General features: G+C 70.8%; 12 protein-coding genes. 5 read left to right on the forward strand and 7 right to left on the reverse strand.

The window, feature by feature from the left end:
- The first annotated feature begins 87 nt into the window (after positions 1–87).
- Together FGE12_RS04945 and FGE12_RS04950 are read left to right on the forward strand one after the other, a co-directional pair.
- On the forward strand, positions 88–7,215 hold the full coding sequence (locus FGE12_RS04945) for a HAMP domain-containing protein (RefSeq protein ID WP_194797645.1): 7,128 nt from the start codon (positions 88–90) through the stop codon (positions 7,213–7,215).
- A gap of 154 nt (positions 7,216–7,369) precedes the next feature.
- Positions 7,370–9,361, forward strand: a complete 1,992-nt coding sequence (locus tag FGE12_RS04950; RefSeq protein WP_304503083.1) for a PAS domain S-box protein — start codon at positions 7,370–7,372, stop codon at positions 9,359–9,361.
- Here FGE12_RS04950 and yedA read toward each other — a convergent pair whose 3' ends face one another.
- Positions 9,362–10,318: a drug/metabolite exporter YedA gene (yedA, locus tag FGE12_RS04955; protein ID WP_153865095.1), complete on the reverse strand. Its 957-nt coding sequence runs from the start codon at positions 10,316–10,318 to the stop codon at positions 9,362–9,364. It lies immediately after the preceding gene.
- A gap of 219 nt (positions 10,319–10,537) precedes the next feature.
- Here yedA and hrcA point away from each other — a divergent pair, with 219 nt between their 5' ends.
- Positions 10,538–11,590, forward strand: coding sequence for a heat-inducible transcriptional repressor HrcA (gene hrcA, locus FGE12_RS04960; RefSeq protein WP_153865096.1), 1,053 nt, complete (start codon positions 10,538–10,540; stop codon positions 11,588–11,590).
- A 24-nt stretch (positions 11,591–11,614) separates the two neighbouring features.
- Complete coding sequence (locus FGE12_RS04965; RefSeq protein ID WP_153865097.1) at positions 11,615–11,839, forward strand: hypothetical protein; 225 nt, start codon at positions 11,615–11,617, stop codon at positions 11,837–11,839.
- Positions 11,840–11,843: 4 nt separating this feature from the next.
- Here FGE12_RS04965 and FGE12_RS04970 read toward each other — a convergent pair whose 3' ends face one another.
- The 3 genes from FGE12_RS04970 to FGE12_RS04980 form a co-directional block, all read right to left on the reverse strand.
- Entirely contained in the window at positions 11,844–12,353 is a 510-nt protein-coding gene (locus FGE12_RS04970; RefSeq protein ID WP_194797587.1) for a Rid family hydrolase, read from the reverse strand.
- 97 nt (positions 12,354–12,450) lie between these two features.
- On the reverse strand, positions 12,451–13,440 hold the full coding sequence (locus FGE12_RS04975) for a lipid kinase (protein ID WP_370458888.1): 990 nt from the start codon (positions 13,438–13,440) through the stop codon (positions 12,451–12,453).
- A 129-nt stretch (positions 13,441–13,569) separates the two neighbouring features.
- Positions 13,570–14,457 carry a calcium-binding protein gene (locus FGE12_RS04980; protein WP_194797588.1) on the reverse strand — a complete coding sequence of 296 codons (888 nt, stop codon included), beginning with the start codon at positions 14,455–14,457 and terminating at the stop codon, positions 13,570–13,572.
- Positions 14,458–14,719: 262 nt separating this feature from the next.
- On the opposite strand from FGE12_RS04980, the gene FGE12_RS04985 reads away from it, so the two are divergent.
- Positions 14,720–14,998 (forward strand): hypothetical protein, encoded by a 279-nt coding sequence (locus tag FGE12_RS04985; protein WP_153865101.1) that lies wholly within the window; start codon positions 14,720–14,722, stop codon positions 14,996–14,998.
- Between the two features lie 30 nt (positions 14,999–15,028).
- Here FGE12_RS04985 and FGE12_RS04990 read toward each other — a convergent pair whose 3' ends face one another.
- From FGE12_RS04990 to FGE12_RS05000, 3 genes are read right to left on the reverse strand one after another with little or no spacing between them, the layout of a single operon-like run.
- Positions 15,029–15,733 carry an HAD family hydrolase gene (locus tag FGE12_RS04990; protein WP_153865102.1) on the reverse strand — a complete coding sequence of 235 codons (705 nt, stop codon included), beginning with the start codon at positions 15,731–15,733 and terminating at the stop codon, positions 15,029–15,031.
- Between the two features lie 38 nt (positions 15,734–15,771).
- Positions 15,772–16,545: a hypothetical protein gene (locus FGE12_RS04995; protein ID WP_194797589.1), complete on the reverse strand. Its 774-nt coding sequence runs from the start codon at positions 16,543–16,545 to the stop codon at positions 15,772–15,774.
- Between the two features lie 17 nt (positions 16,546–16,562).
- A complete protein-coding gene (locus FGE12_RS05000; protein ID WP_153865103.1) occupies positions 16,563–16,910 on the reverse strand; it encodes a hypothetical protein in 348 nt (115 codons plus the stop codon).
- Positions 16,911–16,918: the final 8 nt, after the last annotated feature.

Genomic DNA, 16,918 nt, shown 5'->3' on the forward strand with positions numbered 1-16,918 from the left:
GGCAACGGCAAGGCGGTCGTGGTGAACCGCGCACGGGGCCTCCCGTCGGATCACCCGCTCTTCCCGCTGCTCAGCGCCCTGCGCTCCATGCACGACGGCGACTTCAGCGTGCGCATGCCCGCGCAGCCCGAGGACCCGGTGCTCGGCGAGATCGCCTCCGCCTTCAACGCGGTCGCGGACCTCAACGCCGCCCTCACCAGCGAGACCGTGCGCGTGGAGCGCGTGGTCGGCCGCGAGGGCCGCATGGCCGAGCGCGTGGTGCTGCCCAACATGAAGGGCGAGTGGGCCACGCGCGTGAACAGCATCAACGCGCTCATCGCGGACCTCGTGCAGCCGACCACGGAAGTGGCCCGCGTGCTCGTCGCGGTGGCCGAGGGCGACCTCACCCAGAAGATGGCCCTCGAGATCGACGGCCAGCAGGTGAAGGGCGAGTTCCTGCGCATCGGCACCACGGTGAACGCGATGGTGGATCAGCTCTCCGCCTTCGCCGCCGAAGTGACGCGCGTCGCGAAGGAGGTGGGCAGCGACGGAAAGCTGGGCGGTCAGGCAGAGGTCCCCGAGGCGAGCGGCACCTGGCGCGACCTCACGGACAACGTGAACCTGATGGCCAACAACCTGACCACCCAGGTGCGCAACATCGCCGAGGTGACCACGGCGGTGGCGAAGGGTGACCTGTCCAAGAAGATCACCGTGGACGCCCGCGGCGAGATGCTCGAGCTCAAGAGCACCATCAACACGATGGTGGACCAGCTCAACTCGTTCGCCGGCGAGGTGACCCGCGTGGCCCGCGAGGTGGGCACCGAAGGAAAGCTGGGCGGTCAGGCCGACGTGCGCGGCGTGTCCGGCACCTGGAAGGACCTCACGGACAACGTGAACTTCATGGCCTCGAACCTGACGACCCAGGTGCGCGGGATCGTGAAGGTGGTGACGGCCGTCGCGAACGGCGACCTCAGCCAGAAGCTGATGGTCCCCAGCCAGGGCGAGATCGCCGCGCTGGGCGCCACGCTCAACAACATGACGGAGACGCTCTCCATCTTCGCGCAGCAGGTGACCAGCGTCGCCCGCACGGTGGGTGTCGAGGGCAAGCTGGGCGCGCAGGCGGAGGTGCCGGGCGTCGCGGGCACGTGGAAGGACCTCACGAACAACGTGAACCTCCTCGCGAACAACCTCACCGCGCAGGTGCGCAACATCGCCGAGGTGACCACCGCGGTCGCGAAGGGCGACCTCTCCAAGAAGATCACGGTGGACGCCAAGGGCGAGGTGCTCGAGCTCAAGAGCACCATCAACACCATGGTGGACCAGCTCAACAGCTTCGCCGGTGAGGTGACCCGCGTGGCGAAGGAGGTGGGCACCGAGGGCCGCCTCGGCGGTCAGGCGCAGGTGCCGGGCGTCAGCGGCACCTGGAAGGACCTCACGGACAACGTGAACTTCATGGCCTCCAACCTCACGAGCCAGGTGCGCAACATCGCCCTCGTGACCACGGCGGTGGCCAACGGTGACCTCTCCAAGAAGATCACCGTCGATGCGAAGGGCGAGATCCTCGAGCTGAAGAACACCATCAACACGATGGTGGACCAGCTGAACTCCTTCGCCGGCGAGGTGACCCGCGTCGCGCGCGAGGTGGGTACGCACGGCAAGCTGGGTGGCCAGGCGGAGGTGAAGGGCGTTGCCGGTACGTGGAAGGACCTCACGGACAACGTGAACTTCATGGCCTCCAACCTCACCACCCAGGTGCGCGGCATCGCCAAGGTGGTGACGGCGGTGGCGAACGGCGACCTCACCCAGCGCCTGAAGGTGGAGGCGAAGGGCGAGGTGGCCGCGCTCGCGGACACCATCAACGCGATGACGGAGACGCTCTCCACCTTCGCGCAGCAGGTGACGGACGTGGCCCGCACGGTGGGTGTCGAAGGGAAGCTCGGCGCCCAGGCGGAGGTGCCCGGAGTGGCCGGCACCTGGAAGGACCTCACCAACAACGTGAACCTGCTGGCGAACAACCTCACCGCTCAGGTGCGCAACATCGCCGAGGTGACCACCGCGGTGGCGAAGGGCGACCTGTCCAAGAAGATCACCGTGGACGCCCGCGGCGAGGTGCTCCAGCTCAAGGACACCATCAACATCATGGTGGACCAGCTCCGGTCGTTCGCGGGTGAGGTGACCCGCGTCGCGAAGGAGGTGGGTACGGAAGGAAAGCTGGGCGGCCAGGCCGACGTGAAGGGCGTGTCTGGCGTGTGGAAGGACCTCACGGACAACGTGAACGTGATGGCCTCCAACCTCACCACCCAGGTGCGCGGCATCGTGAAGGTGGTGACCGCGGTCGCAGGCGGTGACCTCTCGCAGAAGCTCGTCGTGGAGGCGAAGGGTGAGATCGCGGCCCTCGCGGACACGCTCAACGCGATGACCAAGACGCTGTCCATCTTCGCCCAGCAGGTGACCAGCGTCGCCCGCACGGTGGGCGTGGAGGGGAAGCTGGGCGCCCAGGCCGAGGTGCCGGGCGTCGCCGGTACGTGGAAGGACCTCACGGACAACGTGAACCTGCTCGCGAACAACCTCACGGCGCAGGTGCGCAACATCGCGGAGGTCACGACGGCGGTCGCGAACGGCGACCTGTCGAAGAAGATCACCGTGGACGTGCGCGGCGAGGTGCTCGAGCTGAAGAACACCATCAACACGATGGTGGACCAGCTGCGCAGCTTCGCGGGCGAGGTGACCCGCGTGGCCAAGGAGGTGGGCACCGAGGGCAAGCTGGGCGGTCAGGCGGAGGTGAAGGGCGTCAGCGGCACGTGGAAGGACCTCACGGACAACGTGAACGTGCTCGCAGGCAACCTGACGGACCAGGTGCGCAACATCGCCAAGGTGACCACCGCGGTGGCCAACGGCGACCTCTCGCAGAAGATCACGGTGTCGGTGAAGGGCGAGGTGCTCGAGCTGAAGAACACCATCAACACGATGGTGGACCAGCTCAACAGCTTCGCCTCGGAAGTGACCCGCGTCGCGAAGGAGGTGGGCACCGAGGGCAAGCTGGGTGGCCAGGCGCAGGTGAAGGGTGTGTCCGGCACGTGGAAGGACCTCACGGACAACGTGAACGTGCTGGCCGGTAACCTCACCGACCAGGTGCGCAACATCGCCAAGGTGACGACCGCCGTCGCGAATGGCGACCTGAGCCAGAAGATCACCGTCGAGGCGCGCGGCGAGGTGCTGCAGCTCAAGGACACCGTCAACACGATGGTGGACCAGCTGCGCAGCTTCGCCGGTGAGGTGACCCGCGTCGCGAAGGAGGTGGGCACCGACGGAAAGCTCGGCGGTCAGGCGGACGTGAAGGGCGTGTCGGGCGTCTGGAAGGACCTCACCGACAACGTGAACTTCATGGCCTCGAACCTCACCAGCCAGGTGCGCAACATCGCGCTGGTGACGACGGCGGTCGCGAACGGCGACCTCTCCAAGAAGATCACCGTCGATGCGAAGGGCGAGATCCTCGAGCTGAAGAACACCATCAACATCATGGTGGACCAGCTGAACTCCTTCGCCGGCGAGGTGACCCGCGTCGCGAAGGAGGTGGGTACCGAGGGCAAGCTGGGCGGTCAGGCCGAGGTGCGCGGCGTGAGCGGCACCTGGAAGGACCTCACGGACAACGTGAACTTCATGGCCCGCAACCTCACCACGCAGGTGCGCGGCATCGTGAAGGTGGTGACCGCGGTCGCCAACGGTGACCTCCGCCAGAAGCTGGTCGTCGAGGCGAAGGGCGAGGTGGCGGCGCTCGCCGACACCATCAACGCCATGACGGACACGCTCTCCATCTTCGCCGAGCAGGTCTCCACGGTGGCCCGCGAGGTGGGCGTCGAGGGGAAGCTGGGCGGCCAGGCCCGCGTGCCCGGCGTCGCTGGCACCTGGAAGGACCTCACCGACAACGTGAACTTCATGGCGTCCAACCTGACCACCCAGGTGCGCGGCATCGTGAAGGTGGTGACGGCCGTTGCGAACGGCGACCTGAGCCAGAAGCTCGTCGTCGAGGCGAAGGGTGAGGTGGCCGCGCTCGCGGACACCATCAACGGGATGACCGACACGCTGGGCACCTTCGCCGAGCAGGTGACGACGGTGGCCCGCGAGGTGGGTATCGAAGGAAAGCTCGGCGGTCAGGCGAAGGTGCCGGGCGCGATGGGCACCTGGCGCCAGCTCACGGACAACGTGAACCAGCTGGCCGGCACGCTCACCAGCCAGCTGCGCGCCATCTCGGACGTGGCCACCGCGGTGACCAAGGGTGACCTCACCCGCAGCATCACGGTCGTCGCCGAGGGCGAGGTCGCGGCGCTGAAGGACAACATCAACCAGATGATCTTCAACCTGCGTGAGACCACGCAGAAGAACCAGGAGCAGGACTGGCTGAAGACGAACCTCGCCAAGTTCGGCGGGATGATGCAGGGCCAGAAGAACCTGGAGGCGGTGAGCCGGCTCATCATGAGCGAGCTCACGCCGCTGGTGAGCGCGCACCACGGTGCCTTCTTCCTGATGGACCAGGAGGGCAGCACCCCCACGCTCAAGCTCACCAGCACCTACGCGTACCGGGAGCGCAAGCACCTCTCCAACCGCTTCCACCTGGGCGAGAGCCTGGTGGGTCAGTGCGCGCTGGAGAAGAAGACCATCCTGCTCACCAAGGTCCCCAGCGACTACATCACCATCAGCTCGGGCCTCGGTGAGTCCGCGCCGCTCAACATCATCGTCCTCCCGGTCCTGTTCGAGGGCCAGGTGAAGGCGGTGATCGAGCTCGCGTCCTTCCACCCCTTCAGCACCATCCACCAGATCTTCCTGGACCAGCTCACCGAGAGCATCGGCGTGGTCCTGAACATGATCATGGCGAACATGCGCACCGAGGAGCTGCTGCAGCAGTCGCAGAGCCTCACGCAGGAGCTGCAGAGCCAGTCCAAGGAGCTCACGCAGCAGCAGGAGGAGCTCAAGCGCACGAACACGGAGCTCGAGGCCCAGGCGCTCGAGCTGGAGGAGAAGGCGAAGCAGCTCGAGGAGCAGAACAGCCGCGTCGAGGTGAAGAACCGCGAGGTGGAGCTCGCGCGCGCGAGCCTCGAGGAGAAGGCCGAGCAGCTCAGCCTCATCTCCAAGTACAAGAGCGAGTTCCTCGCCAACATGAGCCACGAGCTGCGCACGCCGCTCAACAGCCTGCTCATCCTCGCGAAGCTGCTCGCGGACAACAAGGAGCAGAACCTCAGCCAGAAGCAGGTGGAGTACGCGAACACCATCTACGCTTCGGGTGGGGACCTGCTCAGCCTCATCAACGAGATCCTCGACCTGAGCAAGGTCGAGGCCGGCAAGATGCAGGTCGAGCCGCGCGACATCGTGCTCGGCGAGCTCAACGAGTTCGTGGACCGGTCCTTCCGTCCGGTCGCGGAGCAGAAGGGGCTCACCTTCACCACGGAGATCGCCCCCAACGTCCCGCGCCACATCCGCACGGACCCGCAGCGCCTGCAGCAGGTGCTCAAGAACCTGCTCAGCAACGCGTTCAAGTTCACGGACACGGGCAGCGTGAAGCTGAAGGTGGCGCTCGTCCCGAGCGCCGCGGGCTTCGAGAGCGAGGTGCTCAAGCGCGCCCAGAACGCCATCGCGTTCAGCGTGACGGACACCGGCATCGGCATCCCCAAGGCCAAGCAGAAGATCATCTTCGAGGCCTTCCAGCAGGCGGACGGCAGCACCGCGCGCAAGTACGGCGGCACGGGCCTGGGCCTGTCCATCAGCCGCGAGATCACGCGCCTGCTGGGCGGCGAGATCCGCCTGGAGAGCCAGCCGGGCAAGGGCAGCACCTTCACCCTCTTCCTGCCGCCCGAGTACGTGGCGCCCGCGGAGGAGGTGCCGGCGGAGAAGCCGCAGCTGTCCGGCACGCCGCAGCCGCTGCCTCCCCTGCGCGCGCCCGCGCCGCAGCAGCCGGCGGCCGCGCCCGAGTCGCACGTGCTCGACAGCGCGCTGCCGCCCACGCTCGAGACCCCGCCCCTGCAGCCGCTCGAGGACGACCGCGAGCACATCCGCGAGGGCGACCGCGTCCTGCTCATCATCGAGGACGACGTGAAGTTCGCCCGCATCATGGTGCAGATGGCGCGCGAGAAGGGCTTCAAGGCCCTGTGCGCCACCCGCGGTGACACCGGCCTCGCCATGGCCAACGAGCACCAGCCGGACGCCATCACCCTGGACATCCAGCTGCCCGTGGTGGACGGCTGGAGCGTGCTGGACCGCCTCAAGCGCAACCCGCGCACCCGCCACATCCCGGTGCACGTGATCAGCGTGATGGACAAGCTGCGCGGCAACGCCCAGGGCGCCTTCGGCTACCTGGAGAAGCCGGTGAGCCAGGAGGGCCTGGAGCGCGTGTTCAGCCAGCTCTCGCGCTTCCTGGAGCGCAAGGAGCGCCGGCTGCTGCTCATCGAGGACGACGACACGCAGCGCGAGAGCATCACCCGCCTGCTCGGCGAGGGCGACGACGTGAAGGTCACGGCGGTGCCCACCGGCGAGGAGGCGATGAAGATGCTGGAGACGGGCGAATACGACTGCCTCGTGGTGGACCTGCTGCTGCCGGACGTGGACGGCATCCGCCTGGTCGAGGAGGTGAAGACCCAGCACCGCTTCCGCGACCTGCCGGTGGTGGTCTACACGGGCAAGGAGCTCAGCTCGAAGGACGAGGCGCGGCTCAAGAAGTACACGGGCAGCGTCATCCTCAAGAGCGGCAGCCGCAGCCCCGAGCAGCTGGTGGCGGACACCGCGCTGTTCCTGCACCGCATCGACGAGAACCTGCCGGAGAAGACCCGCCAGGCGCTCGCCCAGCGGCGCGACGGCGGCAGCGAGGCGGACCTCTCGGGCCGCAAGGTGCTCGTGGTGGACGACGACATGCGCAACATCTTCGCCCTCACCAGCGTGCTCGAGAACCAGGGCATGCAGGTGGTCTTCGCGGAGAACGGGCGCGCCGGCATCGAGGCGCTCGAGGCCCACCGGGACGTGGACGTGGTCCTCATGGACGTGATGATGCCGGAGATGGACGGCTACGAGACGATGCGGGCCATCCGCAACGACCTCAAGCACGCGAGCCTGCCCATCATCGCCATCACCGCGAAGGCGCTGAAGGACGACCGCGAGAAGTGCATCGCGGCCGGCGCGAGCGACTACCTGCCCAAGCCGGTGGACACCGACAAGCTCCTGGAGCTCATCCGCCTGTGGGTGCACGCGTAGCGCACACGACTGATCGCTAGCACACGCGCCCCGCCGGCCGGCCTTCTGCTCGGCGGGGCGCGTGCCTAGCCTCTCTGCCGGCGCGCTCGCCTGCGCCCGGCATCCCGCAGAGCTGCCGAGACCTCCCACCTTGGACCTTCGCCGAAGCCCCGCAATGCCCCCTCCCGAGCCCAGTCCCAGCCCCGAGCGCAGCGCTGCTGCCCCGCGGCCCGGCGCGCGTGCCCGGGCGGCCATCCTCATGGTGGACGACCACCCGTCCAACCTGCTCGCGCTCGAGGCCATCCTCGAGCCGCTGGGCCAGGAGCTGGTCAAGGCCCACAGCGGCGAGGAGGCGCTCAAGCAGCTGCTGCGCCGCGACTTCGCCGCCATCCTGATGGACGTGCAGATGCCCGGCCTGGACGGCTTCCAGACCGCGGCCCTCATCAAGCAGCGCGAGCGCACCCGCACCGTCCCCATCCTCTTCCTCACCGCGCTCAGCCGCGACGCGGCCCACGTCTTCAAGGGCTACGCGCACGGCGCGGTGGACTACCTGCTCAAGCCCTTCGACCCGGAGATCCTCCGCTCCAAGGTCAGCGTCTTCGTGGATCTGTTCCTCAAGGAGCAGCAGATCCAGCGCCAGGCGGAGCTCTTGCGCCAGCGCGAGCGCGAGGCCCTGGAGCGCGCGAGCGAGCAGCGCTTCCGAGGCCTCATCGACGCCATGCCCCACAACGTGTGGGTGCTCGCGCCCTCGGGCGAGGTGCAGTACGCGAACCGCGCCTGGCAGGAGTACGCCCAGGTGGGCCCCACCGCGAGCGTGGAGGAGGCGATCGCCACCGTGGTGCACCCGGACGACCGGGTGCGCGCGCTCGCCCAGTGGAAGGGCGCCCAGCACGCAGTCCCCAAGCCCTTCGAGCTGGAGTGGCGGCTGCGGCGCGCGGACGGCGTGTACCGCTGGCACCTCGCGCGCGCGGTGCCCCAGAAGGACGAGGAGGGCACCTTCACCGGCTGGCTCGCCACCGCCACGGACATCGACGACAAGAAGCGCGCCGAGGAGGCGCGCGCCCGCTTCAAGACCACTCTGGACGCGACCCTGGACTTCGTCCTCATGTTCAGCCCGGACACGCTCGCGCTCACCTACGCGAACGCGGGCGCCGCGCGCCAGCTCGGCTACAGCGTGGAGGAGCTGCTGGGCCAGAGCGTGCTCGGCTTCGAGGCGGAGCGCGACGAGGCCGCCCTGCGCGCCCTCATCGCGCCGCTGCTCTCCGGGGCGCAGGCGAGCCAGAACTACGCCACCCACTACCGCCGCCGCGATGGGGCCCGGGTGCCGGTGGAGGTGGTGCTGCAGTACGTGGCCACGGACGGCGGCAGCGGGCGCTGCGTGTCGGTGGCGCGCGACATCACCGAGCACCTGCGCGCCGAGGCCGCGCTGCGCCACGCGAGCGAGGCGAAGGACGCCTTCCTCGCCGCGGCGTCCCACGAGCTGCGCACCCCGCTCGCCGCGGCGAAGGGGCACGCGCACCTCGCGCTGCTCAAGATGGGCGCGGACACCGAGACCGGGCCCGGCAAGAGCCTGAAGATCATCAACCGGCAGATCGACCGGATGGCGAAGCTGGTGGAGGACCTGCTGGACATCAGCCGCCTGCAGGCGGGCCGCCTCAGCCTGGAGCTCGAGCGCTTCGACCTGGGCACCCTGGTGCGCGAGACCTGCGAGCGCATGGCCGTGCTCAGCGGCGAGCACCACCTCCAGATCCAGGCCCCCGAGCACCTCGAGGGCGCGTGGGACCGCGGGCGCCTGGACCAGGTGCTGACGAACCTGGTCTCCAACGCCATCCGCTACTCCCCCGAGGGCGGCACCGTGCTGGTGCAGCTGCAGGAGGAGGAGGGGGGAGACGCCGTGCACCTGTCCGTGAAGGACTCGGGCGTGGGCATCCCCAAGGAGAAGCAGGCGGTCATCTTCGAGCGCTTCGGGCGCGCCCACGGCAGCCGCTACGGCGGCCTCGGCCTCGGGCTCACCATCACCCAGGGCATCGTCGAGCAGCACGGCGGGCGCATCTGGGTGGAGAGCGCGGGCGTGGAGGGCCAGGGCAGCACCTTCCACGTGTTGCTGCCGCGCGAGACCTCCGCCCTGCAGGCGAACGACACCGAGCCCCAGGCGCAGCTGAGCTGACTACCTGCGGGCGGCCGCCGTCGCCGCCCGCACCCGCGCCCGCGTGAGCAGGAGCACCGCGGCGAGGATGATGCCCATGGCCACCACGGTCCAGGGCCCCAGCCGCTCTCCGGCGAAGAGCACGCCGAGCAGCACGGCGATGGCCGGGTTCACGTACGCGTAGCTCGTGGCGAGCGCGGGCCGCGCGTTGCGCAGCAGGTAGCCGTACGCGCTGAACGCCACGAGGCTGCCGAACACGACGAGGTAGAGGAAGGAGCCGAGGGCGCGCGGCGTGGGGGAGAGCGGCCACGGCTCCCGCAGGACGCGCGAGAGCAGCAGCGCCGCCGCGCCGCCGCACAGCATCTGCGCGGCGGTGGCCATGAGCCCAGGCGGCAGGGGCAGGCGCCGGCTCCACACGCTGCCGAAGGCCCACGCTGCCGGGGCGACGAGCAGGGCGACCGCGCCCAGCGCGCTGCCGCTCAGGCCGCCCCCGGCGTTGAGCAGCACGATGCCCGCGAAGCCGAGCAGGAGGCCCCAGCGCTCGGCGGTGCCCGGCCACTGGCCCCACAGCCCGCTGAAGAGCGCGGCCCACAGGGGCATGGAGCCCACCACCACCGCGGCGATGCCCGAGGGCAGGGTCTGCTCGCCCACCGCGACGGCGCCGTTGCCCACGGTGAGCAGGAGGAAGCCGGTGAGGGCGCTCGCGCCCCACTGCCGCCGGGTGGGCAGGGCGTGGCCGCGCACCTTGAGCGCCATCAGCAGCACGCTGCCGGCGAACAGGAAGCGCAGGCCCGCCATGGTGAAGGGGGCGAAGGACTCGAGCGCGAAGCGCATCCCCAGGTAGGTGGAGCCCCAGATGACGTAGAGCGCGAGGAGGCACAGCAGCACCAGGCCGGGGCGCGCGGGCGGCTCGAGGGTGGCCGCAGCGGCGTCGGGCGGGGCAGGGGGCTCGGGGGCGGCGCGGGCGGGGGCGGGCATGGTTGGCGCCAGCGTGTACCGCACCGCGCCCACGCGCTGCGATCCGCTTCGTGCGGTTGTATGGCCCGCCCCGGGCGAAATGGCCCTTTCCCCTGCCTGCCTGCCCGCCTGTCCGGCGCGGGGGATTGAACGGACGGGGGGACCTTCTTAAGCTTCTGACATCCCTGGCGCTTTTCACGCGCGCCGCGCGGGCGCCAGGCAAGGGAGTGTGAGCTCGGGATGTCGCCGGAAGAGCTGGGCCTGGGTGAGCGGGAGCGCGAGGTGCTGCGCGCGGTCGTCCAGGAGTACATCGCCACGGGCGGCCCCGTGGGCAGCCAGCAGCTCACCCGCCGGGCCGAGTTCGACGTGTCCTCGGCCACGATGCGCAACGTGCTCGCGGACCTGGAGGCGCTCGGCTACCTGGAGAAGCCGCACACCAGCGCGGGCCGCGTGCCCACCGACCGCGGCTACCGCTTCTACGTGGACACGCTGGTGCGGCTGAAGGACCCGGGGCCGCGCGAGCGCGAGCTCATCGAGCAGGGCATCGCGCAGGAGGCCGGGGTGGGAGAGACCCTGCAGGAGGCCTCGAAGATCCTGCACTCGCTCACCCGCCACGCGGGCGTGGTGCTCACCCCGCGCGCGGCGGCCACGCTGCTGCAGCGGCTCGAGTTCGTGCGCCTGCGCGAGAACCGCGTCCTCGCGGTGCTGGTGGGCGCGGGCGGGCAGGTGCAGAACAAGGTGCTCACGGTGGACTTCGCGCTGAGTGCGGACGAGCTGGTGCGCGCCTCCAACTACCTGAGCGAGCTCTTGCGCGAAGTCCCGCTGGAGCGCGCGCACGAGCGCATCCGCACGGAGATGGAGCAGGAGCAGGCGCTCTACAACGCGCTCACCGCGAAGGCGCTGAAGCTGGGCGTGGCGGCAACCGAGGCGAGCAGCGAGGGCAGCGCGCAGCAGGAGGAGCGGGTGCTCATCGAGGGCACGGGCTCGTTCCTGGAGAGCCCGGAGTTCGCGGACGTGGAGCGCATGCGCGCGCTGTTCCGGGCGCTGGGCGAGAAGCACAAGCTGCTCGCGCTGCTGGACCGGGTGCAGCGCGCGAAGGAGATGCAGATCTTCATCGGCACGGAGAGCGAGTTCTCCAGCGCGCCGGACGTGACGGTCATCGCGAGCCCCTACGGCACGCGCGACACGGTGCTGGGCACGGTGGGCGTCATCGGCCCCACCCGCATGAACTACCAGCGCATCATCCCGCTGGTGAACTTCACCGCGCAGGTGCTGGGCCGGGTGCTCGAGTAGCGCCCGCTGCGCTACACTCGGCGCATGTCGTTCTTCTGGTACCTGATGGTGACGCTGTTCGGCGCGCTCGGCGCGCTCTGTCTGCTGCGCGTGCTCGAGCGGCTGGCCTTCGGCGGCGGCAGTGGCGCGCTCAGCATGCAGGCCGGAATGGGAATCGGCTTCCTCCTGCTCGCCCACAAGAGCCTGCGCAAGGCGCAGACGCTGCGCCGTCCGGCGAGCCCGCGCGCCGCGCCGCTCCCGCGCGAGTAGGGTGCTAGGGCTTCGGCTGCGCGGGCGGCTCCGGGATGGAGGAGCGCGCGGTCTTGCCCGAGCCGATGACTGCCTCGGCGCGCAGCTCCATCGGAGCCTCCTTGGAGAAGAGCGCGGGCGTCGCCACCGCCGTCCACGCCGGGTAGTTCTTCTTGAAGAACTCGCGGTGCACGCGCAGCACCGGCTCCACGCGCTTGTCGAACTCGGCCTGGTCTTTCGCCACGTGGAAGCTGGTGAGCTCCACCACGTCGTCCAGCGTCGCGCCCGCGGCCTCGAGGTGGCGCTTGAGCTGCTCGAAGGCCCAGCGGATCTTCGCCTCCTCCGTGTCCCCCACGGCGGCGGGGATGCCGGAGATGATGACCCGGTTCCCCACCTTGAGCACCGGCGTGTAGTGGAGCCGGTGGTACGAGCCCTCCCAGCCCTTGGGCGCGAGGTGCTCGCGCGTGACCTTGGGGGCCTGTGCGAGCGCGGCGGTGGAGAGGAGCAGGACGAGGGAAGCAGCGGTTGCGTGCATGGGGGCCTCCGAGGGGTGTGCAAGCCCAGAAGCCCACACTGCGCCCCGCATTCCCGAAGAGGCACTGTGCCTGCGGACAGCGTTCGTGCGCGGACGCCTAGTGCCGCTCGGGGGCGTACACGCGCAGGGCGCCCGGCTGCACCTCGAAGCGCATGGGCGTCTGGCCCACCAGCTCGCCGTCCGCGTTCACGTCCTGCACGGGCTCCGCGCTGAGCTCGAGCCCGCGCGTGCGCAGCGTCACCACCTGCGGGTGCTCCACGTGCTCGCCCTTCTTGAGCTTCAGGGCGATGCTCGCGAGCGTGCCCAGGTCGCGCAGGTGCCCGAGGCCGGTGTCCTCCTGCCCGGCCTCGCACGCGGGCGACACCACCGCGTACACGTCGAGCCGCCGGTCATCGAGCGTGCCGTCCGGGCTCACCACGTTGCCCGCCCCGTGGTAGCGGCCGTTGCCCACCACCAGCTGCAGCACCTCGGAGTCCAGCGTCTCGCCCTCCACGGTGCGCAGCCGCACGCGGAAGGCCTCGTGGCCCCAGGCCTCGGCGGCCGCCGCCACGGGGTAGGCGAGCTTGCCCGCCTTCTGCTTCAGCTCCTTCGTCAGCCGCTTCGCGATCGCGCTGGCGAGCCCGAGGCTCGCGGCGTTCAGGAAGGGGCGTCCGTTGGCGAGCCCCACGTCCACCTTCACCGTGAAGCCGCGCGCGATGGCGTCGCACGCGGCCTCCAGCGTGGGGGCGAGCCCCAGGTTGCGCGCGAAGTCGTTCGCGGTGCCCAGGGGCAGCACGCCGAGCACCGCGTCGCGCCCCACCAGCCGCGCCGCGGCGCAGGACAGGGTGCCGTCCCCGCCGCCCACCAGCACCCGGCGCGCCCCGGCCGCGAGCGCCGCGTCCACCAGCTTCGGCAGGCGCTGGGGCCGCGTCACGGCGAGCGCCTCGGTGAGCGCCACCCCGCGCTCGGCGAGCAGCGCCTGCGCCTGCTCGAAGGCCTCGCGGCCCGAGCGCGAGCGGGTGTTCACCAGCAGCACCGCGGGGCCCGCCTCGAGGAGCGGGGACTCCTGACGCGGGGGGTGAGAGAGCGCGGCCTCGGACTCGGTCACGGACTTCCTCCTCTTTGGGCGGCCCAGGAGGCGGGCGGCCCAGGGGGCAGGCTGCCCCGAGGACCAAGGTGCGCACCGAGGGGCCCGTGCGTGAGCGGTCGGCGGGCGGGACGCCTGTACGCCCGCTCGCTACGGAGCGGAGGGCGTGCCGTCCCGCTCCGCGTCCTTCCCTTCGATGATGCGCTGCTGCAGCGCCTTTCGCAGGGGCAGCGCCTCCGCGACGCTCAGCCGGCCGTCCCCGTCCGTGTCGTACTGGGCCACGAGCTGCGCGCGGCGCGCCTGGGCCGCCGCCACGCGGTCCGCGCGCAGCTGGGCGCGCTCCGCGTCGTCGAGCTGGCCGTTGCCGTTTGCGTCGTACTTGGCGAGCAGCGCCGCGCGCAGCTCGGCCCAGCGCTGGCGGGCGGCCTCGCGCGCCGCCGCGCGCTCCGCGTCGTCGAGCTGCCCGTCATGGTTCGCATCGAAGTGCTCGAGGCGCTGCGCGTGCAGGCGCTCGCAGCGCGCCTCCATCGCATCCACCAGCGAGGCGCGCTCCTCGGCGTCGAGGCTGTGGCTGCCGTCCTCGTCGAAGGCCCAGCGCACGCGCCAGAAGGCCCACGCCCGGGCGCGCGTGCCCAGCGCCCAGCGGCGCGGACGCAGGCCGTCCTCCACGAGGTCCGCGCGCAGCGCCCGCAGCTCCGCGCGGTCCAGGTGCCCGTCGCCGTTCGCGTCGTACTTCGCCAGCACCTGCTGGCGGCGCGCCTGGAAGTCGCACGGGCTGCCATCGTCCGTGGCGTCGCCCGTGGACATCGCCACGTCCTCGTCCGCGAGCGCACCCACGGACGTGTCGTCCGCGGCCACCACCGCGTCCGCGCCGATGTCCCCCGTCTCCTGGGAGGCCTGGAGGTACGCGCTCGCCTCGTCCACGGCGAGCGAGGCGTCGTCGTCCGCGCCGCGGCCACAGCCGGCGAGCGCGAGGGGCACGAGGGCACACAGCAGGATGCGGGGGAGTGGCAGGCGGTGGGAGAGAGGGTGGCTCATGTAGGTGTGTCTCCAGTCGGCAGCGTGAGGCGTTTCCGGCCCTGGCGCCCTCAACCCCCCTGCGCGCGAAAAGTTGCGGTGACCCCCTGCTCGCGCAGCGCGCGGCTGCACGAAAGCGGCAAATGCAGAAGGTGGGGACTTCCGCATGGCAGCCCGGCTGCACACCTTTGGTGCAGCACGCGATGTCCACGGTGCGACGTTGCAGCCACTTGCAACGCAGTGTCGCCACGCAGGGCGTCGCTTCTCAACGGAGGAAGCACGCATGGCTGCTCGAAAGACCTCTCGCAAGTCCACCGCGAAGCGCAGCACCGGTACCCGCAGCAAGCGCTCCGGCGGGGCCAAGCGCCGCACCGGTGGCACCGCGGCGAAGCGCGCCACGGCCAAGCGCAGCACCGCGAAGCGCGGCACGGCCCGCAAGAGCGCGAGCCGCGGCAAGCGCACCGCGAAGCGCAGCACCGCCGGCAAGCGCGTCACCGCGCGCAAGCCGGGCGCCCGCCGCACGGCCGCCAAGCGCACCAGCACCAGGCGCGCCCGCCGCTAGAGGCAGGGGAGCCGGGGGCGCTCGCGGGCTCTAGCGCGAGCGCTCACCCTCGGCCTGCGCGCCCTCCCAGGGCCAGCGCGTGCGCGCGGCCTCGTAGCGCGCGAGCATCTCGGCCGGGTCCTTCATCAGGGCGCGGCAGCCCGCGGCCCGCAGGTCCGAGGCGCTGAAGCCGCCGCACAGCACGCCGAGCGCCGGCAGCTGCAGCTTCGTGGCCGCGATGGCGTCGTAGGGCGTGTCGCCCACCACCACCACGCGCTCCTTCTCCGGGCTGCCGGCCTTCTTCCACGCGGCCTCGAAGATGTCCGGCGCGGGCTTGCTCTGCTCGATGTCGTCCTTCGAGGTCTTCAGGTCCACCAGGTCCTGGATGCCGCACAGCTTCACGTAGAACTCGAGCTCGTCGCCCTTCGCGCTCGAGGCGAGCCCGCGCTTCACCCCGTCGCGCGCGAGCGCCTCGAACAGCTCGCGCACCTGGGGGAAGGGGCGCAGCTTGGGCATGAAGTCGCGCTTGAACAGCTCGCTGCGGAAGTGCTCCAGCTCCTTGCCGAACTTGCCCAGCTCCTCCTCGGTGAAGAACACCGGGAGCAGCTGGTCCGCGCCCTTGCCGATCTGGCTGCGCACGTGGGCGAAGGGCACGTCCTGTCCGTACTCGAGGAAGGCGCGTCGCCACGCCTCGGCGTGCTCGTCCACGGAGTCCACCAGCGTGCCGTCCACATCGAAGATGACCGCAGCGACCATGGGGCCAAGGTCGTCACGCGGCGGCGCGGGGGCAAGCCTCAGGGTGATCGCGGCACCAGCCGCTGCGTGCGCGCCTCGTAGCCCGCGGGGGCCTCGAGCACGAAGAGCCCGGAGGGGAGGGCGGGGCCGAGCGCGATGTCCCGCAGCTCGGTTTGCCCCACCTGTCGCCCGTCCACCCAGCGGGTGAGCCGGCGCGGCACGCACAGGTGCAGGGCGGCGTCGCAGGCCTCCGCCTCCACCCGCAGCTCGCCTGCCTGGGTGCGCTTGCCCAGGAAGTCCAGCGAGGGCCAGCGCAGCAGGTACTCCACCTGCTCGCCCTGGGGCAGCGCCACGCGCAGGCGCACCGCCTGGGGGGCGAGCCGGTGCACGGCGCGCTCGGCGCTCACGCCCGTGCGCGGCAGGAGCGGCACCCGGAAGCCCTCCGGAAGGAACGGCGAGAAGACCTCGGTGAGGAAGGCGGTGCGCTCGGGTGGCGGCAGCGCGAGCGTGAAGGTGGTGAGGCGGCGCTCGGCGTCGCGCTGCTCGTACAGGTGCTCGCCGTCGTACGCGAAGGTGCAGGGACTGCTGCCCCCGAGGCTGCCGCGCATGCGCGCCGGGGCGCGGTAGGCGAAGCGGAAGGGCAGGGGGGCTTCGCCCTCCTCCTGCACCGTGCCCTCGAAGCGGAAGGTGCGCAGCCGCGCGTCGCGCTCGCCCAGGCCCTGCTCCACCTGCCGCAGCAGGCGCGCCGCGTCGGCCGCGCTGCCGCTGCCGCCGCGCTCGCAGCCGGGCGCCACGACGAGGATCAGCAGGAGCAGACCGCGAGCGGGGCCCACGCGCGCGCTCCCCGGCGCTACTCGACCGCCACGCCCACGGCGCTCGAGCTGGTGAAGCCGATGATGAAGCCGGTGAGGGCATAGAGGCCGTGGCGCGGGGTGGTGTGGGCGCTCTTGAGCTCCACCTTCTTCGCGCCCATCGCCTTGGCCTCGGCCACCAGCATCTTGTTCACCACGATGTCCAGGTTGCTCGGGACCAGGTCCACCATGTGGAAGAGGGCGGTGAGGCCCAGGGCGTTCGCCTGGATGACGGCCTTGGGGGCGCCGCTCTGGGCGGTGAGGTCGTCGGCCTTCACCGTCGTGACCTCGACACTGGTGCAGGCGCAGAGCGCGAGGAGCGCGAGCGCCGGGAGGACCGTCTTCATGGGTGAGC

The organism is Aggregicoccus sp. 17bor-14 (assembly GCF_009659535.1).
Lineage (GTDB): Bacteria > Myxococcota > Myxococcia > Myxococcales > Myxococcaceae > Aggregicoccus.